The sequence below is a fragment of the Muricoccus roseus genome (assembly GCF_900141905.1).
In the GTDB taxonomy this organism is placed as follows: domain Bacteria; phylum Pseudomonadota; class Alphaproteobacteria; order Acetobacterales; family Acetobacteraceae; genus Roseomonas; species Roseomonas rosea.
Map to the genome: position 1 here is coordinate 124,786 of NZ_FQZF01000009.1, position 20,552 is coordinate 145,337.

The following is a 20,552-nucleotide window of genomic DNA, read 5'->3' on the forward strand; positions in this document are numbered from 1 at the left end:
GGTCATCGACCTCAGGCGCACCTCCAACCCCGCATTCCACGGCAGTCTTCCAAAAGAAGATGAGGGAGGGTCCGGGAGGGAGAATTCCTTCTCGCTCCCGGGGGCCATCAGCGCCTAACCCTATTCGTTCCGCGCCCCCGATTGCCGCACCAGCGCCGCGTGGCGGCCGATTTCCTCGTGCAGGAAGGTGGCCAGCCGCTCCGGCGGGCCGCCGAGCGTGGCCATGCCGGACTGCTCGAACCGCGCCTTCGCCTCGGGGTCGTTCAGCACCTCGTTCGCGATGGTGTTCAGGCGCTGCACGAAGGCGGGGTCCGAGCCCTTGGGCAGGAAGAGACCGAACCAGGTGCCGAAGACGAGGCCGGGCATGCCCAGTTCCGCCGTGGTGGGCACGTCGGGCAGTTGCGGCGCGCGGCGTTCGTCCAGCACCGCGATCGGCGTCACCGCCCCAGCCTTCACCTGGGGCGCGACGCCGGTGATGAGGTTGAACATCGCCTGGATCCGGCCGGAGAGCAGGTCCGTCACCCCCGCCGCCGGTGCGGTGTAGGGCACATGCGTCATCTGCGTGCCGGTGAGGGACTTGTAGAGCTCCCCCGCCAGATGCATCGAGGAGCCGTTGCCCGTGGAGCCGAAGTTGATCGCGCCCGGGTTGGCGCGGGCATAGGCGCCGAACTCCGCCAGGTTGCGGATCGGCAGGTCCTTGTTCACCACCAGCACGTTGGGCACGTTGCCGACGAGGACGACCGGCTCGAAGTCCTTCTCCGGGTCGAAGGGCAGGTCCCGGTAGAGGGCCGGGCCCGTGGCCAGCGTGCCGGCCCAGGACCAGAGGATGGTGTAGCCATCGGGCGCCGAGCGCGCGCCGGCCAGGGCGCCGATATTGCCGTTGGCGCCGCCGCGGTTGTCGATGATGACGCGCTGGCCGATGCGCTTCTCCAACTCCTGCGCGAAGATGCGGGCCAGGGTATCCGCCGTGCCGCCGCCGCCCGGCGCGGGGACGATGACCCGCACGGGGCGGTTGGGCCAGGGGCCGGTTGCTGCTGGCGGGGAAGGAGCGGGCGCGGCCGGGGCCGGCGCGGTCTGCCCCAGGGCTGTGGAGGCGAGGCCGAGGGCCGGAAGGGCGAGGGCGCTGCGGCGCGTGATGCTCATCATCGGGGCTCCCAGGGGGCTTTGCCCGAAGCTTAGGCAGGATCGGGGCCAGGACGGAAATCGCGCGGGCACCTTGCCGGATCGGGCGGGGTCGGGATGATCGCGCGCGGATGCGATGGGGGCGGCGATGCGGTTGGTCGTGCTGGGCGCGGGTGCGGTGGGACCGGCGGCGGCGGTGCTGGCCGCGTCCCGCGGGCATGAGGTCACGCTCTGGTCGCCCTCCGGCGCCGGCACGGCCGGGCTGGTGGAATCCATCGAGGCCGAAGGCGCGGTGACGGGGCGCGTGACGCTGCGCGTCGCGCGGGACCTGCCCGAGGCCTTCCGGGATGCGGATGCGGCGCTGCTGGCCGTGCCCGCCTATGCCTTTCCCGCCCTTCTGCCGCGCATCGCGGAGGCGCTGCCGCCCCATCTTCCGCTGCTGATCGCCCCGGCCGCCTCCCTCGCCCCGCTGGCGCTGGATGCGCTGATGGCGCGGCGCGGCGCGCCGGCCCGGCGGCCGCCGATCGGGGCCATGGCGACCACCCCTGTGACGGCGCGCCGCCCGGCACCGGGGCGGGTGCGCGTGGCCGCGGTGCGCGCGGCGGTGGACATGGCCGCCGTGCCCGCCCGGGCGGCCGGCGAGATGGGTGCCCTGGCCACGGCGCTGTTCGGCCATGCCAGCCCCGTCGCGCCGCACGCACTCCATGCCGGGCTGGCCAATGCGAACCCCATCATCCACGCCGTGCTGGCGCTGACGAATGTCACGCGGATCGAGCGGGCGGAGGAATGGGCGCAATACGGGCTGATGACCCCCGCCGCTTGCCGGATGATGGAGGCGCTCTCGGCCGAGCGCGCGGCGCTGGCGCGGTCCTTCGGCGTTGAGGTGCTGGGGCTGGATGAATCCCTGCATCGGGCCAATGGCGTACCCATCGGGCCGCTGGCGGAGATGGCGGCCGCCATCGCGGTGTCGCGCGGGGCGGTGCTCGGCCCCGCCGCGATGGAGACGCGCTACGTGACGGAGGACGTGCCCTATGGGCTAGCCTTCTACCTCTGGCTCGCGCGCGGGCGCGGCATCGCCATGCCGGTGACGGAGGCGGTGGTCACTTCGCTGGAGACGCTCTGGGGCCGCAACCTGCACAGCAACCCGCTGCTCGATCCGCTGGATCCCGCGGGGCTGGATGCGGCGCTGGCCCATGGCTTCGGCCGCGACGCACAGGACCGGGACGCATAGGCAGGACCGATCACGGGCATCGGCACGACCCTGCTGTTGCGGCAGCGCAGCACGGACCACTCTCCCGCCGCGCCCTCCAATGCCGGAGGGCCGCGAGGAGAGGTGGATACGGCCATGACGAGCATCCCTGGCAGCCCCGGCAGGGAGGCATCACGCGGCGAGGGCGAGGCATCCGCAAGCCTGCGGGATGCGCTCGTGCGGCAGATCGTGCTGGACGCCGTTCGCTTGGCCCTGGAGGAAGGCGCGCGCAAGGCGCCCGATCCCGTCGCCTATCTGCGCGGCGCGGCCAGCGAGGTGACGCGCGTGGTGGCGGTGCTGGAGAACGCGCAGCCGCGGGACGGCGCCGCCCTGCGGGCCATCCTGGCGGAGGCGGTGGTGGCCGTGGCGGAGGAGCTGATCGGCACGCGCCAGCATTGAGCGGGTGGGGGACCGCCCTCCCCGGCCCAGGGACTAGTCCAGCTTGATGTCCAGCGGCGCCGCGACACGGGTCCAGCGCTCGAGATCCTCCCGCAGCGTGGCCGCGAAGGCCGCGCCGTCGCCGCCATTGGGGGTGACGCCGAGGCCGCCCAGCCGGGCACGGACGAGTTCGGTTTCCATCGCCGCGCGGAAGGCCTCGGCCAGCCGCGCGACGATGGGTGCGGGCGTGTTCCGGGGCGCGGAGAGGCCGGTCCAGATACTCGCCTCGAAATCCTTCACCCCGGCCTCGATGAGGGTGGGAATGTCGGGGGTGGCGGGGAAGCGCTCGCGCGAGGTGACGGCCAGGACCTTGAACTGCCCGCCCGTGGCGGCGAGGACGGAGGGGACGGAGACGAACATCGTCGCGATGCGCCCGGCCGCGAGGTCGTTGAAGGCCGCCGCCGCGCCGCGATAGGGCACGTGCTCCACATTCAGCCGCTCCCGCGCCTTCAGGTCCTCCATGATGAGATGCGTGTTGGTGCCGATGCCGGTGGAGGCATAGGGCAAGGGCTGCGCCGCCTCCCGTGCCATGCGGAGCAGGCCCTGGGCATCCGCCACCGCCAGCTGCGGCGCGGCCAGCAGCGCGACGGGGCTGTCGCTCAGATGCAGGATGGGCGCGAAATCGGCGATAGGGTCATAGGGCAGGCGCCGGCCGATCGCCTTGGCGATGGTGAGCTGCCCGGCGGTGGCGAGGAGGACCGTCAGCCCATCCGGCGCCGCGCGCGCCACCGCCTCCGCCCCCAGCACGCCGCCGGCGCCCGCGCGGTTCTCCACCACCACGGTCTGGCCGAGGATGGGGCCCGCCGCCTGGGCGAGGAGCCGGCCCAGCACGTCCTGGGAGCCGCCGGGCGCGAAGGGAACGATGAGGCGGACCGGGGCATCGGGGGACCAGCGGGGCTGGGCCTGGGCCGCGAGGGGCGAGAGGGTGGCGAGGGAGAGAAGGGCGCGTCGCTGCATCGGGGGGTCCTTGGGCTTCGCCGATGCTAACGCCGCAAGGCGCCCCGGGCGAAGCCGGCCTCAGGCTCCGGGCTTCGGCGCCGTCACCGGCTGCCCCTCGCCCGGCGGGTTGGTGGCGGCGTCCAGCAGCGAGAAGCGCGCCGGCGGCGGCGGAGAAGCGGCTTCACCGCCCAGCAGCGGGAAACTCCCCGGCTCCGCCGGCGCGGCGCCGAGCAGCGACATGGTGGTGGCGGGTTGGGTGGCGGGCGGCTCCGGGTCCGGCGCCCAGGCCACGCGCTGGAGATAGGTGGAGAGGAAGCGGCGCAGGCGCGGCTCCTCCGCGTCGCGGAACACCGCCCTGGCCGGGCCATCCACCAGCACGCGGCCATGGTCGAGGAAGACGGCGCGGGAGGCGACCGAGGCGACGAAGCCCATCTCATGCGAGACGACGAGCATCGTCATCCCCGTCTCCGCCAGGCCGCGGATCACGTCCAGCACCTCGGTCGTCAGCTCCGGGTCCAGGCTCGCCGTCGGCTCATCGAAGAGGATGAGGCGCGGTTCCATCGCCAGGGTGCGCGCGATCGCGACGCGCTGCTGCTGGCCGCCCGAGAGCTGGGCCGGGCGGCGGTCGGCGAATTTCGCGAGGCCCACGCGGTCCAGCATGGCGCGGGCGCGCTCGGCCGCCTCCGCGCGGCTCATCCGGCGCACGAGGCGCAGGGCGAGGGCCACGTTCTCCCCCGCCGTCAGATGCGGCCAGAGGTTGAATTGCTGGAAGACCATGCCGATCAGCCCGTCGCCGGGCTGGGGCACGCGCCCCTCCACCAGCACGCGCCCGCCGGTCAGCGGGTCGAGCCCCGCGATGCAGCGGAGCAGCGAGGACTTGCCGGAGCCGCTGGGGCCGATCAGCCCCACCACCTCCCCCTTCTGCACGGAGAGGTCGATGCCAGCCAGGATCTGCGTGTTGCCGACGCGGCGCTCCAGCTTCTCGGCCAGGAGGAAGGGGGTCGTCATCACGGGTTCCTCAGGCGGTGCCGAGCGTGGCGCGGGCGATGCCGCGTTCCAGCCGCCGCGCCGCATAGGCGGTGAGCTCCACCAGCAGCCAGTAACTCAGCGCCAGCGCCGCCATGGTCTGGGCGAAGGCGAAGGTCGCGCTGCCCACGCCGGAGACGGTGAAGGTCAGCTCCGGCACGGTGATGATGGAGAGGATGGCGGTTTCCTTGACGAGGATGACCGCGAGATTGGCGAGGGAGGGCAGCACGGAGAGCGCCATTTCCGGCAGGAGGATGCGCGTGATGGTCTGGGGCGTCTTCAGCCCCAGCAGCCGTGCGGCCTCCACATGGCCGGGGGGGATGGCGAGGAAGCCGCCGCGGAAGACCTCGCTAAAATAGGCCGCCGCGTAGATGGACAGCGCGAGCCAGCCGGCGACGACCGGCGTCAGGTCGAGCCCGATGAAGGGGCCGCCGTAATAGAGGAGGAAGGCCTGCACGACGAAGGGCACGCCGCGCACAATTTCTACCAGCGTGGCGAGCAGGACGTTCAGCAGCGCCGGGCCGAAATGGCGAAGGCAGGCGACGAGCACGCCCACCAGCAGCCCGGTGGCGACGGAGGCGAGCCAGATCCCGATGGTGAGCGGCAGGCCGCGCGCCACGGCCCAGAGGGTTTCCGTGACGACCGTCATGCCCTCCGCCTTTCCCAGGACACCGCCATGAGCACGAAGTTGATGATGAGGTACATGATGCCGCACAGCGTGTAGGCCTGGAGCGGCATGAAGGTGCTGGCTGCCAGCGCCTGGGAGGTGCGCGTCAGCTCGAGGATGCCCACCATGGAGACGAGGGAGGAGGCTTTCATGATCATGATCGCCTCCCCCACCAGGGACTGCCGCATGGCGCGCGCCGCGATGGGCAGGCGGATGCGCAGGAAGGTCTGCGCGCGGGTGAGGCCCAGCAGGCGCGCGGCCTCCACCGCGCCCGGCGGCACGGTGGCGAGGCCGCCGCGCAGGATCTCGGCCGCATAGGCGGCGCAGCACAGGGCCAGGGTGCCGACCGCCGCGACGATGGCCGGGATGTCGAGCCCGAGAAAGGGCAGCGCGTAATAGGCGAGCAGCAGCTGCACCAGCAGCGGTACGCCGCGGAAGAAGCTGATGTAGAGGGCCGCGAAGGCGCGCAGCCCCCGCAGCCCCGAGGTGGCGGCGGCGGCGATGGCCGCCCCCACTGCGAAGCCGAGCGCGATGGCGGCCAGCGAGACCCCCACCGTCGCCACCGCCCCTCGCAGGAAGACCGGAAGGGCCTCCTCCACGAAGGACCAGGGCATGATCGAATCCAAGGGGGATCAGACCTGCGGGGCGGGCACCGTGTCCGGCGTCTCGAAGGCCTGGCCGAACCACTTGGTCTGCAGCGCGGCCAAGCGGCCGTCGTTCCGCATCTTCACGATATGGGCGTCCAGCGCATCCATCAGCGGCGCCGAATCCGCATCCTTGCGGCCGATATAGCCGAAATAGGACTTGGTGCCGAAGGGCGGCTGCACGACCGCGAAGACATTGGGCCGCTGCTTCGCGACATAGGCGATGTTGGGCAGTGAATTGCCCACCGCCGCCACGCGGCCGGCGGCGAGGTCGGCATAGGCCTCGGAGAAGGACTGGTATTCGCGGATGGGCGGGGTGGTGCCCGGCAGGGTGGCGACGAAGGCCTGGAACTGGGCGAGCTGCGCCGTGGCGGTCGCGCCGCCGAGCTGCTTGCCCGCGATGTCCTGCGGCTTGGTGATGCTGGAGTCGTTCGCGCGCTTCAGCAGCGCGACGGTGGCCTCGGCCACGGGGACGGAGAAGCGGTAGCGCTCCGCGCGCGCCCGGGTGATGGTGGCGGGGCCGCCGACGAGGTCGTAGCGGCTGGCTTCCAGCCCAGGCAGCACGGCCGGCCAGGGCAGGTCCTGGAAGGTGATCTTGACGCCGATCTCCTTGCCGAACTCCGCGAAAAGCTCGGCATTCAGCCCGACCTGCTTACCGCCCTCGGTGAAGTCGAAGGGGGCGAAGTGCATTTCGGTGGCGATGACGAGCTCGCCCGCCCGCTTCGCCTTCTCGAGGTTGTTGGCGGCCGCGCGCCGCACATAGGCGGCGGCGAGGCCGGTGCCGAGGGCGGCGGCACCCAGGCCGCGTCGGGTGATGCTCATCCTGGTTCTCCTGTGCGCCCGGGGCGAATCGCCACGGAATCCGGGCCTGCTCTGGTTGGGATGTTGGCCGTGCCGTTGCGCTTCCGCCAGCCATGCGTGACTTGACATGACAGGTTATGAGCGTAACCATCGGTGCACTGGCCGATCAAGGGGCATGCAGGCCCCTGGGCCGCGTCGGAGGCGCAGATGACCGACATGACCTCTCTCCCCGTGATCGACGTGTCCGGACTGAATACGGGATCAGCAAACGCCGTGCCGCAAGTGGCGGCGGCCATCCGCGCGGCCTGCATGGGGCCGGGTTTCTTCTACGTCTCGAACCACGGCGTGCCGGATGCGGTGATCGGCGCCGCGGTGGAGGCGGCGCGCGACTTCTTCCACCTGCCGCCCGAAACCAAGGCACGGGTGCGCGCCAATGCGCGGCACCGGGGTTGGCACGCCATGGGCGGAGCGCTGATGGAAGGTGCGAAGCACACGGACCGCAAGGAGTTCTTCTCCATCGGCCTGGAGCTGCCGGAGGACGACCCTTCCGTGCTGGCCGGCGAGCCCTTGCGCGGCCCGAACCAGTGGCCGGACTTCGCGCCCGCCCTGCGCCCGGCCATGTCCGCCTATTACGGCGCCATGTTCGCGCTCGGCGGGCGGCTGCTGCGGGCGGTGGCGGTCAGCCTGGAGTTGGAGGAGGGCTTCTTCGCGCCCCGCTACACGAAGCCGCTGCAGCGCACCCAGGCCATCTTCTACCCGCCCCAGGATGTGGGCGCAGAGGAGGAGATTTTCGGCGTCGCCCCGCATACGGATTTCGGCTGCATCACCCTGCTCTGGCAGGATGGCAACGGAGGCTTGCAGGTGCGGGAGCGGCAGAGCGGCGGCTGGATCGACGCCCCTCCCCTGCCCGGCACGCTGGTGGTGAATGTGGGCGACCTGCTCGGGCGCTGGAGCAATGACCGCTTCGCCTCCACCCCGCACCGCGTGGTGAACCGCAGCGGGCGGGAGCGAATGTCGATCGCAACCTTCCACGACCCCGATTTCGGCGCGTTAATCGACCCGCGCGACCTCGGCACCCCGGCCGGTGAGGCGCGTTACGAGCCGATCACCGCGGGGCAGCATATCCTGAACCGCTTCGACCAGGCCTTCGGCTACCGCAAGACCCTGGCCGCGCCCACGGTGGCGGCAGGATAGCGCCATGCCGGATGGCGGCGCGCCCAAGCCGCGCTACGAGGCGGTGAAGGACTATGTGCTCTCGCGCATCGCCTCGGGCGACTGGCCGACCCATGCCCGGATCCCGAGCGAGAACGAGCTGGGGCCGATGCTCGGGGTCTCGCGCATCACGGTGAACCGCGCCTTCGCGGAGCTGGCGCGGGAGGGACGGCTGCGGAAGGTGCCGGGCGTCGGCACCTTCGTCGCCGAGGGAAAGCCGCGCACGGGGCTGACGAGCATCGAGAGCATCGCGGAGGAAATCCGCGGGCGTGGCATGGAATGGAGCTGCGAGGTGCTGGCGCTCGGCCTGGCCAACCTGACCGAGGAGGCGGCGGATGCGCTCGGCCTGCCGCGCGGCGGGCGGGTTCCGGCCTCCATGATCCTGCATCTGGGCGATGCGCTGCCGATCCAGCTGGAGGAGCGCTTCATCCGGCCAGGCTACGCCCCGGGCTATGCGGAGCAGGATTATGCCGCCCGCACCACCTATGACTACCTGCGCGAGGTGGGCGAGGTGACGGAGATGGAGCAGGCGGTGACCGCCATCCTGCCGCCCGCCCCGATCGCGCGGCTGTTGCAGGTGGAGGCGCGCGACCCCTGCCTCGTCATCCGCCGCCGCACCTTCCGCCGTGGGGAGGCCACCACCTTCTCCCGCCTCACCCAGCCCGCCAGCCGCTTCGAGCTTTCCGGCCGCTACCGGATGCAGGACGGGCCCGGCGGGCATTACAGCTTCTGAGGATGTGATGAGCGACGCCAGATCTCCCGGCCCTCGCCTGCGCAACGCACCCGCCATCCGGGCACCGCGCGGCCTCACCCTCTCCGCGAAGCACTGGGTGACGGAGGCGCCGCTGCGGATGCTGATGAACAACCTGGACGACGAGGTGGCGGAGGATCCCGGCGCGCTCGTCGTCTATGGCGGCATCGGCCGCGCGGCGCGGGACTGGCGCAGCTACGAGATGATCTGCGACGTGCTGCGGCGGCTGGAGGACACGCAGACGCTGCTGGTCCAGTCCGGCAAGCCGGTGGGCGTGTTCGAGACGCATGCGGATGCGCCGCGCGTGCTGATCGCCAATTCCAACCTCGTGCCGGCCTGGGCCAACTGGGACACGTTCAACGAGCTCGATCGCGCGGGGCTGATGATGTACGGCCAGATGACCGCGGGGTCCTGGATCTATATCGGCTCCCAGGGGATCGTGCAGGGCACCTACGAGACCTTCGCCGAGGCCGGGCGGCAGCATTTCGGGGGCGACCTTTCCGGGCGCTGGATTCTCACCGGCGGGCTCGGCGGCATGGGCGGGGCGCAGCCGCTGGCGGGCGTCTTCGCGGGCGCCTGCGTGCTGGCGGTGGAATGCCAGCCCAGCCGGATCGAGAAGCGGATCGAGACGCGCTACCTGGACCACCGCACGGCGAGCCTGGACGAGGCGCTGGCCATGATCGGCACGGCCTGCATCGACAAGCGCGCGATCAGCGTCGGGCTTCTGGGCAATGCGGCGGAGGTGTTCCCGGAACTCGTGCGGCGCGGGGTGGTGCCGGATATCGTGACGGACCAGACCAGCGCGCATGATCCCGCCAATGGCTACCTGCCCGCGGGCTGGACGCTGGCGGAGTGGCAGGCGAAGCGCGAGAGCGACCCGAAGGCGGTGGCGGCCGCGGCCAAGCGCAGCATGGTGGCGCATGTGCAGGCCATGCTGGACTTCAAGCGGATGGGGTCGGTCGTCATGGATTACGGCAACAACATCCGGCAGATGGCGAAGGATGAGGGGCTGGCGGAGGCCTTCGACTTCCCGGGCTTCGTGCCGGCCTATATCCGCCCGTTGTTCTGCAAGGGCATCGGCCCCTTCCGCTGGGCGGCGCTGTCCGGCGACCCCGAGGATATCCGCAAGACGGATGCGAAGGTGCGCGAGCTCATCGACGACCCGCATCTGCATCGCTGGCTGGACATGGCGCAGCGGCGCATCGCCTTCCAGGGCCTGCCGGCGCGCATCTGCTGGGTTGGGCTGGGGGACCGGCACCGGCTGGGCCTGGCCTTCAACGAGATGGTGGCGCGGGGCGAGATCGGCCCCGTGGTGATCGGGCGCGACCATCTGGATTCCGGCTCCGTTGCCTCCCCCAACCGGGAGACGGAGGCGATGATGGACGGGTCGGACGCCGTTTCCGACTGGCCGCTGCTGAATGCGCTGCTGAACACGGCCTCCGGCGCCACCTGGGTTTCGCTGCATCATGGCGGCGGGGTGGGCATGGGCTATTCGCAGCATGCGGGCATGGTGATCGTGGCCGATGGCACGCCGGATGCGGCGCGGCGGCTGAGGCGGGTGCTGTGGAACGACCCGGCGACGGGCGTGATGCGCCATGCCGATGCGGGCTATGCCGCGGCGAAGGAATGGGCGCGGGAGAAGGGGCTGGACTTGCCCATGGTGGGCGCGTGATGGCGCGCCTGGCCGAGCTCCGTGCCGTGATGGAGGGAGCGCCCCTCCAGCTCGGCGAGGAATGGCGGGACGCCGTGCGCGCCAGCCATTCCGCCCTGGCCGCGCGCCTCGCGGCGGGGGAGGTGATGTATGGCGTGAACACGGGCTTCGGGAAGCTCGCGGGCACGCGCATCCCGCCCGATGCCCTGGTGCGGCTGCAGCTGAACCTGATCCGCAGCCATGCCTCGGGCGTGGGGGAGCCCCTGCCCCGCCCCGTGGTGCGGCTCGTGCTGGCGCTGAAGGCGCTCTCCCTCTCCCGCGGGGCCTCCGCGGTGCGGGAGGAGACGGTGGAGGCGCTGCTGCGGCTGCTGGAGGCCGATGTGCTGCCGGTGATCCCGGCGCGCGGCTCGGTGGGCGCCTCCGGCGACCTCGCGCCGCTCGCGCATCTGTCCATGGTGCTGATCGGCGAGGGTGAGGCGAGCCTGGGCGGCCGCGTGGTGCTGGGCGCCGAGGCCCTGGCGCATGTCGGGCTCGGGCCGCTGCCGCTCGGGCCCAAGGAGGGGCTGGCGCTGCTGAACGGCACGCAGGTTTCCACCGCCATCGCGCTGGTGGCGCTGTTCGAGGCGCGGGACCTCTTCACCACGGCGCTGGTGGCCGGTGCCATGAGCACGGAGGGCGTGCGCGGCTCCGACACGCCCTTCGATCCGCGCATCCATGCCCTGCGGGGCCAGCCCGGGCAGATCCGCGCCGCCGCCGCGCTGCGCGCGCTGATGGCGGGCAGCGCGATCCGGGAAAGCCATCGCGAGAACGACCCGCGCGTGCAGGATCCCTATTCCATCCGCTGCCAGCCGCAGGTGATGGGCGCCTGCATGGACGCGATGGACCATGCCGCCGCCGTGCTGGAGCGCGAGGCGAATGCCGTGACCGACAACCCGCTGGTGACGGCGGAGGGCGAGGTGCTCTCGGGCGGCAACTTCCATGCGGAGCCGGTGGCCTTCGCGGCGGACCACCTCGCCCTGGCGCTCGCCGAGATCGGCGCGCTGTCGGAGCGCCGGATCGCCTTGCTGACGGACCCCGCCCTTTCCGGGCTGCCCGCCTTCCTCGTGCGCGAGGGCGGGTTGAATTCCGGCTTCATGATCGCGCAGGTGACGGCGGCGGCCCTGGCGAGCGAGCAGAAATCTCTCGCGCATCCCCGCAGCGTGGACAGCCTGCCGACCTCCGCCAACCAGGAGGACCATGTGAGCATGGCGACCGGGGCGGCGCTGCGGCTGATGCCCATGGGGCGGAACCTGCGCGACATCCTGGCCATCGAGCTGCTGGCGGCCGCGCAGGCCATCGAGTTCCACCGGCCCCTGCGGTCCTCGCCCCTGCTGGAGGAGGCGCATGGGATGGTGCGCGGCGTGGCGGCGGCATGGGAGGAGGACCGCTTCATGGCGCCGGACATCGCCGCCGTCTCCGCGCTGATCGCGGAGGGGCGCTTCGCGCGGCTGGGCCATGGCTGAGTTCGACCGGGTCTGGGTGAATGCCCATCTCTGCACGATGCAGGATGGGCTGGGCGTGGTGCGGGACGGCGCCGTGGCGGCCCGGGACGGGCGGATCGCCTGGGCCGGTCCGCGTGGGGAGCTTCCCGCGACGGAGGCGCCGCGCACGGATTGCGGCGGGGCCTGGATCCTGCCCGGGCTGATCGACTGCCACACCCATCTTGTCTTCGGCGGCAACCGCGCCGGGGAGTTCGAGCGCCGCCTCGCCGGCGCCACCTATGAGGAGATCGCGCGCGAGGGAGGCGGCATCCTCTCCACCGTGCGCGCCACGCGGGCCGCCAGCGAGGACGCGCTGATCGCCTCCGCCCTGCCGCGCCTGGACGGGCTGCTGGCCGAGGGCGTGACCACCATCGAGGTAAAATCCGGCTACGGGCTGGAATTCGAGGCCGAGCGGCGGATGCTGCGCGCGGCGCGGGCGCTGGGGCGGGAGCGGGCCGTCTCGGTCGCGACCAGCTTCCTCGGCGCCCATGCGGTGCCGCCGGAATACAGGGGGCGGCAGGGGGAGTACGCCGCGCTGGTGGCGGGGATGATCGCGCCACTGGCCGAGGAAGGGCTGGTGGATGCGGTGGACGCCTTCTGCGAGCGCATCGCCTTCACCCCGGCGGAAACGGCGGCGGTGTTCCAGGCGGCGCGCGAATGCGGCCTGCCGGTGAAGCTGCATGCGGACCAGCTCAGCGACCTGGGCGGCGCCGCCCTCGCCGCGCGCTTCGGGGCGCTTTCGGCCGACCATCTGGAGCATGCCTCGGCCGAGGGGCTGGCCGCGATGGCGGCGGCCGGAAGCGTGGCCGTGCTGCTGCCCGGCGCCACCTATTTCATCCGCGAGGAACGGCACCCCGACATCGCGGCGATGCGCGCGGCGGGGCTGCGCATGGCGATCGCGACGGACATGAATCCCGGTTCCTCCCCCGCGCGCTCCCTGCTGCTGATGCTCAACATGGCCTGCACCCTGTACCGGCTGACCGTGGAGGAGGCGTTGCTCGGCGTCACGCGCCATGCGGCCGCGGCGCTGGGCCTGGCCGACCGCGGCATGTTGGCGCCGGGGATGCGCTGCGACCTGGCCCTGTACCGGATCGATGCGCCGGCTGAGCTGTGCTACTGGCTCGGCGGCAATCCATGCGCGGGGCGCGTGGTGGCGGGGCGCGACGCCTAGCCCACCCCGCCATTCGGGAGGGGCGGCGATGGCGGGATGGCTGGTTCTGGCGCGGCGCGTAGCGCTCGGGCTCCTGGTTCTGGCGTCCGGGCTCCCAACGGGGCTGGCCCGGTCCGAGCCGCTGACGATTGCCCTGCAGACCGACCTCACCTCCCTCGACCCGCATGTCGCACCCACCTTCACCAGCGCGGCAATGCAGCAGCATGTCTATGGCAGCCTCGTCAGCATGGACGCGGCGCTGAACATCGTGCCGGACCTCGCCACCGCCTGGCGCAACACGGATGACACGAGCTGGGAGTTCGACCTGCGGGAGGGCGTGACCTTCTCGGACGGCCGGCCCTTCACCGCGGAGGACGTGGCCTATTCGATCCGGCGGGCGAAGGCCATCCGCAACCCCGCCGGCACGGTCGCGCCCTATGTGCGCGCCATCCGGGAGGTGGAGGTGGCCGGGCCGCACCGGATCCGGCTGCGGACCGAGACGCCCTATCCGCTGCTGATCGCCGATCTCGCGCGGGTGCGGATCATCTCCGCCGCGCTGGGGGAGGATGCGCCCACCGAGCGGTTCAACCGCGGCGAAGCGGCGACCGGCACCGGCCCCTACCGCGCCATCCGCTGGATTCCCGGCGACCGGCTGGAGCTGCGGCGCAACCCCGCCTATTCCGGCCCCGCGCCGGAATGGGAGGAGGTGGTCTTCCGCCCTATCCCGAGCGATGCCTCGCGCCTCGCCGCCCTGCTCTCCGGCAGCGTGGACGTGATCGACAAGGTGGCGACGGCGGATATCGCGGGCCTGCGGCGGGATGCGCGCGTCTCCGTCTTCCAGCATGACGGCAACCGCACGATGTTCCTCGTGCCGGACCTATCGCGCGAGACCTCGCCCTTCGTCACCGGCGCGGATGGCACACCCCTCACCCCCAACCCGCTCCGCCGGATCGAGGTGCGGCGGGCGATCTCCGCCGCGATCAACCGCCCGGCCCTGGTGGAGCGCGTGATGGAGGGCATGGCGAGCCCGGCGAACCAGGCGGCGCCGGCCGGCATGTTCGGCCATTCCGGCCGAATCCCGCCCGCGCCCTACGACGCCGCCGGCGCGCGGAAGCTGCTGGCGGAGGCGGGCTATCCGCAGGGCTTCCGCATGACGCTGCACTGCTCCAGCGGGCGCTATGTGAATGACCGGCAGACCTGCCAGGCGGTGGGGCAGATGCTGAACCGCATCGGCATCCAGGCCGCCGTGGAAGCCGAGCCGCCGCAGGTGTTCTACACCCGCATGACGCGCTTCGACGCGAGCCTGCTGCTGAATGGCTGGGGCAGCATCGGGGACAACCTGATCGTCATGCGCCAGGCGCTGCATTCGGTGGACGAGGCGCGCGGCTATGGCGGCTTCAACCGCGGGCGCTACGCCAACCCCGAGGTGGACCGGCTGATCGAGACCGCGGCCGCCACCATCGACCCGGAGCGCCGGCGGGCCGCCCAGCAGGCGGCGATGGAGGGGGCGATGGCGGATCTCGGTGTCATCCCGCTCTATACGGCCGCCTGGGCCTGGGCCACGCGCAAGGGGCTGCGCTACGAGGCCGGCTTCGACGAGGGCACGCTGGCCACCCGCGTGACGGCGCGCTGAAGCCCCCGCGCGAAGGCGCGCTGAAGCCCCCGCGCGAAGGCGCGCTGAAGCCGCGACGCGACCCGGCCCCCGCGGCGGCGTTGCTGGAATTGAGGAGGCGACCCCGATGACCCTGCCCCCGAGCAGCCGCCCCGCCCCGGCCCTGGTGGTGGGCCGCGACGGCGAGCCCCGCCCGACCACCCGCGCCGTGCCGGAGGAGGTGCCGGTCAGCCTCGTCTACTCCTCCGTCCCCTTCGCGGTGATGATGCTGACCCCCTCGGACCTCGAGGACTTCGCCTATGGCTTCAGCCTGACGGAAGGGATCGTCACGGAGGCCGCGGGCATCCGCGAGGTGGAGGTGGAGGTGGATCCGCGCGGGTTGCGGCTGGCCATCCGGCTCGCGCCCACGGCGCTGACGGCGCATCTGGCCCGGCGCCGCTCCATCGCCGGGCGCACGGGCTGCGGTCTCTGTGGGATCGAGGAACTGGACCAGATGCCGCAGGCCATCCGGCCGGAAGGCCCCGCCCCCGCCATCGACCTTCCCGCCATCCGCCGCGCGCTGGACGCGCTGGAAGGGGCCCAGCCGCTGAATGACGAGACGCGGGCGGTCCATGCCGCGGCCTTCGCGCGCGCCGATGGCAGCCTGGCCGCGGTACGGGAGGATGTCGGCCGCCACAACGCGCTCGACAAGCTGGCCGGAGCGCTGATGCGGAGCGGCGAGGCGCCGGGGGACGGTTTCGTCCTCGTCACCAGCCGCTGCTCCTTCGAGCTGGTGGAGAAGGCGGCCGCCATCGGGGCGCGCACGCTCGTCGCCATTTCCGCCCCCACGGCCCTCGCCCTGGACCGGGCGCGGGCGCTGGACATGAACCTGGTGGCGGTGGCCCGGCGGGATACGGTGACGGTGTTCCATGGGATGGACAGGGTGCGGGAGGCGGCGACGGGCTGAGGCGCCCCACGGCCCTGTGTGCCCCCGCCTCCTGGCCGGCGCGGACCGCCCCGGCTAAACCAACCCCCTCTCGTCGAGGAGGACGGCATGAAGATCACCTGGTTCGGCCATTCCGCGTATCGGCTGGAGTTCGGCAGCGCGGTCGTGCTGATCGACCCCTTCCTGACCGGCAATTCCACCTTCAAGGGCACGGTCGAGGAGGCCTCGAGGGGCGCGACCCATATCGTGCTCACCCACGGGCATGGCGACCATGTCGGCGACACCGTGGCGATCGCGAAGGCCACCGGCGCGAAGCTGGTGACGAACTTCGAGCTGTGCCAGCACCTCGCCCGCAAGGGCGTGGAGAAGACCGACCCGATGAACACGGGCGGCACCACGGACCAGGGCGAGTTCACGGTTTCCATGACCATCGCCTTCCACTCCTCCTCGGAGATGGACGAGAACGGGGTGACCCATAACCTCGGCCTGCCGAATGGCGTGGTGATCACGCCCCGCGACGCGGCACAGCCGACCGTCTACCACATGGGCGACACCGACGTTTTCTCCGACATGGCGCTGATCGGCGAACTCTACCGCCCGAAGGTGGCCATGGTGCCGATGGGCGACCGCTTCACCATGGGTGCACGCGGCGCGGCCCTGGCCATGCGCCGCTTCCTGCCGGATGTGCCGGTGATCCTGCCCTGCCACTTCGGTACCTTCCCCATCATCGCCCCCTCCGCGGATGCGTTCCTCCGCGAGATGGGCGACCAGGCCGCGCGCGTGCGGCTGCCGAAGCCGGGTGAGGCGTTCGAGGTCTGATCCTGGGCTGAGGCTGAAGGGTGAGGGCTCCGCCCTCGCCTGCCAAGGGCCTGAGGCCCTTGGAACCCCGTCCGACTGCCGTGGATACCCCGGATTGAAGGGGTCTCGGGTTGCTGGGCGCGTTTCCTGCCCTTGCAGTCGCCTCGGGTCCATGACCCGAGGCGCACCGTCAGTCGGATGATTCCAAACTTCTAAAAGAAGATGATGGTGAGGGGTCCGGGGAGAGGAAGAATTCCTTCTTCCTCTCCCCGGGACAGACCGACGGCGCCTCAATCAGCGGGAATGAGGTGCCCGGCGGCAGCGTTCCAGGAGAGCCCGATATCGGTGTTCTCCGCGATCCCCTGGGCGGCATGCCCCGGGAGGCGCGCGCGGAGCGGTGTGCCGCCGGCCTGTCCGATCAGCAGCGCGCTGTCCCCGAAGTGGACGACGGTCTCGACCCGCATGCGGCAGGTGTTCTCCGCGCCTTGCTGGGCGAGGCCCAGCACCTCCGGCCGCAGCAGCAGCGTGGCGGCCTGCCCGGGCTTGTGGGCCGGCTGGGCGGGGATGCGGACCGCGCCGATGCCGGGGATTTCGCCCAGGCCCGCGGCGGGGTCGGTGAAGCGCAGGGGAAGGAGGTTGCTGTCGCCGACGAAGCGGGCAACGAAGTCGTTCACCGGGCGGTCGTAGATTTCCAGCGGCGTGCCGGCCTGCTGGATGCGGCCACCTTCGAACACCACGATCCGGTCGGACATCGCCATGGCCTCCGACTGGTCATGGGTGACGAAGATGGTGGTCACGCCGAGGCTGCGCTGGATGCGCTTGATCTCGATCTGCAGGTTCTCGCGCAGGTTCTTGTCGAGCGCGCCCAGGGGTTCGTCCAGCAGCAGGAGGGCGGGGTCGAAGACGAGGGCGCGGGCGAGCGCCACGCGCTGCTGCTGCCCGCCGGACATCTCGCGCGGGTGGCGGTCCGCGAAGCGATCCAGTCCCACCAGGGCGAGCATGGCGCGGGCCTTTTCCGTGGCCTGGGCCTTGGGCAGCTTGCGCATCTGCAGCGGGAACAGGACGTTCTGCAGCGCCGTGCGGTGCGGGAACAGCGCGTAGTTCTGGAAGACGATGCCGATGCCGCGCTTGTGGGGCGGCACGCGGGTGATGGAGACGCCGTCCACCAGGATCTCGCCCTCGGTCGCTGCCTCGAAGCCGGCGATGAGCATGAGGGTGGTGGTCTTCCCCGAGCCGCTGGGGCCGAGGAAGGTGATGAACTCCCCCTTCGCCGCGGTCAGGTCGACGCTATCGAGCGCGCGGTGGCGGCCGTCATAGCTCTTGGAGAGGTTCTTCAGCTCCAGGTAGGGCTTGGTCACGGGCGGGCTTCCGATCGGCGGCGCGCCAGGGCGCGCCAGAGGACGGGCAGGATCACCAGCGCGGCGACCGCCAGGAAAAGAAGGGTGGAGACGACCGCGATCACCGGGTCGGCCGTGGTGCGGATGCTGTCGAACATCCGGCGCGGCAGGGTTTCGGTGTCGCGGCCCGAGATGAAGAGCGCGACGACGGTTTCGTCGAAGCTCTGCACGAAGGCGAAAAGCGCCGCCGCCGCGAAGCCGGGCCAGAGCACTGGCAGCGTGACGTGGCGGAAGGTGGCCGCGGGGCTGGCGCCGAGCGACATGGCCGCGCGTTCCAGGCTGCGGTCGAAGCCCTTGAGGTTGGCCGAGAGCACCAGGAAGGCCATGGGCACGGAGAGCGCCGTATGCGCCAGGATGATGCCGGGGAAGGTCTGCAGCAGCCGCATGTCGGCAAGGAAGGCGTAGTAGCCGATGGCCATGACGATGTGCGGCACGGCGAGCGGCAGCATCAGCAGCAGGTTCACCAGGCTCTTGCCCGCGAAGCGGTGGCGGACGAGGGCGAAGGCGGCCGGGGTGACCAGCACCACGGTGAGCACGGCGACGGCGGCGGCGATGCCGAGGCTGTTCAGCGTCGGCCGGGTCCAGCGCGTATCGCTGAAATACGCGGTGTAATAGCCGGTCCACCATCCCGGGGGCGGGAATTCGAGCGAGACGGCGGTGCTGAAGGACATCGGCACCACGATGAGGAGCGGCGTGGCCACGAAGGCGAGCACCACGGCGCCGAGCAGGATGAGAAAGAGGCGCATCGGATCAGCCCCAGAGACGGTCGAGGCCGAAGCGGCGGTGGTACAGACCCAGCACCACGAGCGTGCTGGCCAGCAGCACCATGGCCATCGCCGAGGCCTCGCCGAAGGCCAGGAACTCCTCCACCTGCTGGCCGATCACGCCCGCCACCATCTGCTCCCGTGGGGAGCCGAGAAGGATGGGCGTGACGTAGAAGCCAAGGCAGAGGACGAAGACGAGGGTGAGCCCGTTGGCGATGCCCGGCGCCGCGAGCGGCAGCACGACATGGCGGATCACCGAGGCCGGCCTGGCGCCGAGGCTGGCGGCGGAGCGCGGCAGGGAGGGCTCGATCCGCTTCAGCACGCCATAGAGGCTGAGCACCATGTAGGGCAGCAGGATATGCGTCATGGCGACGGTGGAGCTGAAACGCGTGAAGAGAAGCTCCGGCGTGGCGAAGCCGAGCCATTCCACGAACTGCGCGACCGGGCCGCGATTGCCCAGCAGCACCATCCAGGCATAGGTGCGGACGAGGAAGCTCGTCCAGAAGCTCATCGTCACCACCACCATCATGGCGGCGGCGAGGCCGGCGGGGGCCGCGGCCATGGCATAGGCGAGCGGGAATCCGAGGACGAGGCAGCAGAGCGAGACCACCAGGGCGGTGACGAAGGTTTCCCCAAGAACGCGCAGGTGGAAGCCGTCCGTCACGATCTCGGCATAGTGGCCGAAGCCGAATTCGGGCTCGGTCACGCTCATCACCGCCACCTGGGCCAGCGGCACGATGAAGAAGGCCGCGAGGAACACCAGGAGCGGTGCGAGGAGCAGCCAGGACCTCAGGCTGCTCCCCCCCGTGGCTGCGCTGGCCGCGCTCAAGTGCCGATCCAGCGCTCGAAGCGCTGGGTCGCGGCGTTCACGTCGGCGCCGAAGTTCAGGATGTCCTGCTCGAACACCTTGCCCTTGTAGGCGGGGGCGGTGGGCATGCGGGCGGCTTCCGCCTCGCTGAGATGGTTGAAGGCGGCCGGGTTCAGGGGGCCGTTCAGGGAATCCCGGCAGAAGCCGGCCAGCCGCTCGGGGCGGAGCGCGGCTTCCAGGAAGCGCATCGCGTTGTCCTTGTTCGGCGTGCCGCGGGCGACCACCCAGTAGGCGCGCTCGATCTCCGCCTGGTTCCAGACGATCTCCACGGGCTGGCCCTGGTCGATCAGCTCCAGCGTGCGGGCGTGCCACAGGGCGATGCAGTCGATCTCGCCGTCCCGCAGAAGCTGCTGCGACTGCTGGCCCTGCGTCCACCACACGCGCACGGCCGGCTTGATCTTGTCCAGGCTGCGGAAGGCGCGGTTGATGTCCAGCGGGTAGAGCTTGTCCGTCGGCACGCCATCGGCCGCGAGGGCGATGGGCAGGATGCGGGAGGCATAGCGCTGCATGCAGCGCGAGCCCTGGAACTTCTCCAGGTTCCAGAAATCCGCCCAGTTCTGCGGGCCGCCATTCGGGTACTTCGCCTTCTGGTAGGCGATGACGGTGGCGAAGGCGTGGCTGCTCGCGCCGTTCTGGAAGACCGCGCCGGGGAAAGGCGGGCTCTTGGCCAAGTCGGTGTTGTCCAGCTTCTCGACCAGGTTCGCCTGGTTGGCGCGGATGATCTCGCCCGCGCCGAGGGTCGTCACGTCGAACTCATAGGCGCCGCTGCGGACCTGCTGGGCCAGCTTGGCGAAGGAGACCGGGGAGACGGGACGGATCTCGATTCCCGTATCGCGCGTGAAGGGCTCGAAGAGGTTCTTGATGGCGGCGCGTTCCCAGACGCCGCCCCAGGTGTTGATGTGCAACACCTCCGCCGCGCGCACCCGCTTGAAGTAGGGGGCCGCGAGCCCCGCCACGATGCCGCCGCCCAGCGAGAGCGCCGCGCGGCGGGTGAAACCCTTCTGTGCCATTCTCGCCT

The 20,552-nt window shown here is 71.4% G+C and carries 20 protein-coding genes; 10 read left to right on the forward strand and 10 right to left on the reverse strand.

Annotation, left to right across the window (positions count from 1 at the left end):
• Nucleotides 1–120: 120 nt before the first annotated feature.
• Nucleotides 121–1,146, reverse strand: a complete 1,026-nt coding sequence (locus BUB97_RS09480) for a Bug family tripartite tricarboxylate transporter substrate binding protein (protein ID WP_245818258.1) — start codon at nt 1,144–1,146, stop codon at nt 121–123.
• 124 nt (nt 1,147–1,270) lie between these two features.
• On the opposite strand from BUB97_RS09480, the gene BUB97_RS09485 reads away from it, so the two are divergent.
• Entirely contained in the window at nt 1,271–2,353 is a 1,083-nt protein-coding gene (locus tag BUB97_RS09485) for an NAD/NADP-dependent octopine/nopaline dehydrogenase family protein (RefSeq protein WP_175562597.1), read from the forward strand.
• Between the two features lie 114 nt (nt 2,354–2,467).
• Nucleotides 2,468–2,770 (forward strand): hypothetical protein, encoded by a 303-nt coding sequence (locus BUB97_RS09490; protein WP_073133988.1) that lies wholly within the window; start codon nt 2,468–2,470, stop codon nt 2,768–2,770.
• Between the two features lie 33 nt (nt 2,771–2,803).
• Here the strand turns inward: BUB97_RS09490 and BUB97_RS09495 are convergent, their stop codons facing one another.
• The 5 genes from BUB97_RS09495 to BUB97_RS09515 are packed head-to-tail and all read right to left on the reverse strand — an operon-like array spanning nt 2,804 to nt 6,907.
• Complete coding sequence (locus BUB97_RS09495; protein ID WP_073133990.1) at nt 2,804–3,766, reverse strand: Bug family tripartite tricarboxylate transporter substrate binding protein; 963 nt, start codon at nt 3,764–3,766, stop codon at nt 2,804–2,806.
• A gap of 60 nt (nt 3,767–3,826) precedes the next feature.
• Entirely contained in the window at nt 3,827–4,756 is a 930-nt protein-coding gene (locus BUB97_RS09500) for an amino acid ABC transporter ATP-binding protein (RefSeq protein ID WP_086062064.1), read from the reverse strand.
• Between the two features lie 10 nt (nt 4,757–4,766).
• On the reverse strand, nt 4,767–5,423 hold the full coding sequence (locus tag BUB97_RS09505; RefSeq protein WP_073133992.1) for an amino acid ABC transporter permease: 657 nt from the start codon (nt 5,421–5,423) through the stop codon (nt 4,767–4,769).
• A complete protein-coding gene (locus BUB97_RS09510; protein WP_073133994.1) occupies nt 5,420–6,055 on the reverse strand; it encodes an amino acid ABC transporter permease in 636 nt (211 codons plus the stop codon). The genes BUB97_RS09505 and BUB97_RS09510 overlap by 4 nt, the downstream gene beginning before the upstream one ends.
• Before the next feature lie 18 nt (nt 6,056–6,073).
• Complete coding sequence (locus tag BUB97_RS09515; protein ID WP_073133996.1) at nt 6,074–6,907, reverse strand: transporter substrate-binding domain-containing protein; 834 nt, start codon at nt 6,905–6,907, stop codon at nt 6,074–6,076.
• A 186-nt stretch (nt 6,908–7,093) separates the two neighbouring features.
• On the opposite strand from BUB97_RS09515, the gene BUB97_RS09520 reads away from it, so the two are divergent.
• The 8 genes from BUB97_RS09520 (at nt 7,094) to BUB97_RS09555 (ending at nt 16,526) form a co-directional block, all read left to right on the forward strand.
• Entirely contained in the window at nt 7,094–8,080 is a 987-nt protein-coding gene (locus tag BUB97_RS09520) for an isopenicillin N synthase family dioxygenase (protein ID WP_217659606.1), read from the forward strand.
• A gap of 4 nt (nt 8,081–8,084) precedes the next feature.
• A complete protein-coding gene (locus BUB97_RS09525) occupies nt 8,085–8,831 on the forward strand; it encodes a UTRA domain-containing protein (protein WP_073133998.1) in 747 nt (248 codons plus the stop codon).
• A 7-nt stretch (nt 8,832–8,838) separates the two neighbouring features.
• Complete coding sequence (gene hutU, locus BUB97_RS09530; RefSeq protein WP_073134000.1) at nt 8,839–10,521, forward strand: urocanate hydratase; 1,683 nt, start codon at nt 8,839–8,841, stop codon at nt 10,519–10,521.
• Complete coding sequence (hutH, locus tag BUB97_RS09535; protein WP_073134002.1) at nt 10,521–12,002, forward strand: histidine ammonia-lyase; 1,482 nt, start codon at nt 10,521–10,523, stop codon at nt 12,000–12,002. Before hutU ends, hutH begins: the two co-directional genes overlap by 1 nt.
• Complete coding sequence (gene hutI, locus BUB97_RS09540; protein ID WP_073134004.1) at nt 11,995–13,191, forward strand: imidazolonepropionase; 1,197 nt, start codon at nt 11,995–11,997, stop codon at nt 13,189–13,191. Before hutH ends, hutI begins: the two co-directional genes overlap by 8 nt.
• 28 nt (nt 13,192–13,219) lie before the next feature.
• Nucleotides 13,220–14,803, forward strand: a complete 1,584-nt coding sequence (locus BUB97_RS09545; protein WP_073134006.1) for an ABC transporter substrate-binding protein — start codon at nt 13,220–13,222, stop codon at nt 14,801–14,803.
• A gap of 106 nt (nt 14,804–14,909) precedes the next feature.
• On the forward strand, nt 14,910–15,728 hold the full coding sequence (gene fdhD / locus BUB97_RS09550) for a formate dehydrogenase accessory sulfurtransferase FdhD (RefSeq protein ID WP_073134008.1): 819 nt from the start codon (nt 14,910–14,912) through the stop codon (nt 15,726–15,728).
• Nucleotides 15,729–15,815: 87 nt separating this feature from the next.
• The gene (locus BUB97_RS09555; protein WP_073134010.1) at nt 15,816–16,526 is read left to right on the forward strand and encodes a metal-dependent hydrolase; all 711 of its coding nucleotides are present in this window, start codon (nt 15,816–15,818) and stop codon (nt 16,524–16,526) included.
• Nucleotides 16,527–16,795: 269 nt separating this feature from the next.
• Here the strand turns inward: BUB97_RS09555 and BUB97_RS09560 are convergent, their stop codons facing one another.
• From BUB97_RS09560 to BUB97_RS09575, 4 genes are read right to left on the reverse strand one after another with little or no spacing between them, the layout of a single operon-like run.
• Nucleotides 16,796–17,863, reverse strand: coding sequence for an ABC transporter ATP-binding protein (locus tag BUB97_RS09560; RefSeq protein WP_073134012.1), 1,068 nt, complete (start codon nt 17,861–17,863; stop codon nt 16,796–16,798).
• A complete protein-coding gene (locus tag BUB97_RS09565) occupies nt 17,860–18,648 on the reverse strand; it encodes an ABC transporter permease (RefSeq protein WP_073134014.1) in 789 nt (262 codons plus the stop codon). Before BUB97_RS09565 ends, BUB97_RS09560 begins: the two co-directional genes overlap by 4 nt.
• Nucleotides 18,649–18,652: 4 nt before the next feature.
• Nucleotides 18,653–19,495, reverse strand: a complete 843-nt coding sequence (locus BUB97_RS09570; RefSeq protein WP_086062051.1) for an ABC transporter permease — start codon at nt 19,493–19,495, stop codon at nt 18,653–18,655.
• Nucleotides 19,492–20,544 carry an ABC transporter substrate-binding protein gene (locus tag BUB97_RS09575; RefSeq protein ID WP_073134016.1) on the reverse strand — a complete coding sequence of 351 codons (1,053 nt, stop codon included), beginning with the start codon at nt 20,542–20,544 and terminating at the stop codon, nt 19,492–19,494. Before BUB97_RS09575 ends, BUB97_RS09570 begins: the two co-directional genes overlap by 4 nt.
• Nucleotides 20,545–20,552: the final 8 nt, after the last annotated feature.

Bases quoted from the DNA above. Each gene is read 5' to 3' on its own strand.
- BUB97_RS09480 (WP_245818258.1), bottom strand. From the start codon at position 1,146: ATGATGAGCATCACGCGCCGCAGCGCCCTCGCCCTTCCGGCCCTCGGC.
- BUB97_RS09485 (WP_175562597.1), top strand. From the start codon at position 1,271: ATGCGGTTGGTCGTGCTGGGCGCGGGTGCGGTGGGACCGGCGGCGGCG.
- BUB97_RS09490 (WP_073133988.1), top strand. From the start codon at position 2,468: ATGACGAGCATCCCTGGCAGCCCCGGCAGGGAGGCATCACGCGGCGAG.
- BUB97_RS09495 (WP_073133990.1), bottom strand. From the start codon at position 3,766: ATGCAGCGACGCGCCCTTCTCTCCCTCGCCACCCTCTCGCCCCTCGCG.
- BUB97_RS09500 (WP_086062064.1), bottom strand. From the start codon at position 4,756: ATGACGACCCCCTTCCTCCTGGCCGAGAAGCTGGAGCGCCGCGTCGGC.
- BUB97_RS09505 (WP_073133992.1), bottom strand. From the start codon at position 5,423: ATGACGGTCGTCACGGAAACCCTCTGGGCCGTGGCGCGCGGCCTGCCG.
- BUB97_RS09510 (WP_073133994.1), bottom strand. From the start codon at position 6,055: ATGCCCTGGTCCTTCGTGGAGGAGGCCCTTCCGGTCTTCCTGCGAGGG.
- BUB97_RS09515 (WP_073133996.1), bottom strand. From the start codon at position 6,907: ATGAGCATCACCCGACGCGGCCTGGGTGCCGCCGCCCTCGGCACCGGC.
- BUB97_RS09520 (WP_217659606.1), top strand. From the start codon at position 7,094: ATGACCGACATGACCTCTCTCCCCGTGATCGACGTGTCCGGACTGAAT.
- BUB97_RS09525 (WP_073133998.1), top strand. From the start codon at position 8,085: ATGCCGGATGGCGGCGCGCCCAAGCCGCGCTACGAGGCGGTGAAGGAC.
- hutU (WP_073134000.1), top strand. From the start codon at position 8,839: ATGAGCGACGCCAGATCTCCCGGCCCTCGCCTGCGCAACGCACCCGCC.
- hutH (WP_073134002.1), top strand. From the start codon at position 10,521: ATGGCGCGCCTGGCCGAGCTCCGTGCCGTGATGGAGGGAGCGCCCCTC.
- hutI (WP_073134004.1), top strand. From the start codon at position 11,995: ATGGCTGAGTTCGACCGGGTCTGGGTGAATGCCCATCTCTGCACGATG.
- BUB97_RS09545 (WP_073134006.1), top strand. From the start codon at position 13,220: ATGGCGGGATGGCTGGTTCTGGCGCGGCGCGTAGCGCTCGGGCTCCTG.
- fdhD (WP_073134008.1), top strand. From the start codon at position 14,910: ATGACCCTGCCCCCGAGCAGCCGCCCCGCCCCGGCCCTGGTGGTGGGC.
- BUB97_RS09555 (WP_073134010.1), top strand. From the start codon at position 15,816: ATGAAGATCACCTGGTTCGGCCATTCCGCGTATCGGCTGGAGTTCGGC.
- BUB97_RS09565 (WP_073134014.1), bottom strand. From the start codon at position 18,648: ATGCGCCTCTTTCTCATCCTGCTCGGCGCCGTGGTGCTCGCCTTCGTG.
- BUB97_RS09575 (WP_073134016.1), bottom strand. From the start codon at position 20,544: ATGGCACAGAAGGGTTTCACCCGCCGCGCGGCGCTCTCGCTGGGCGGC.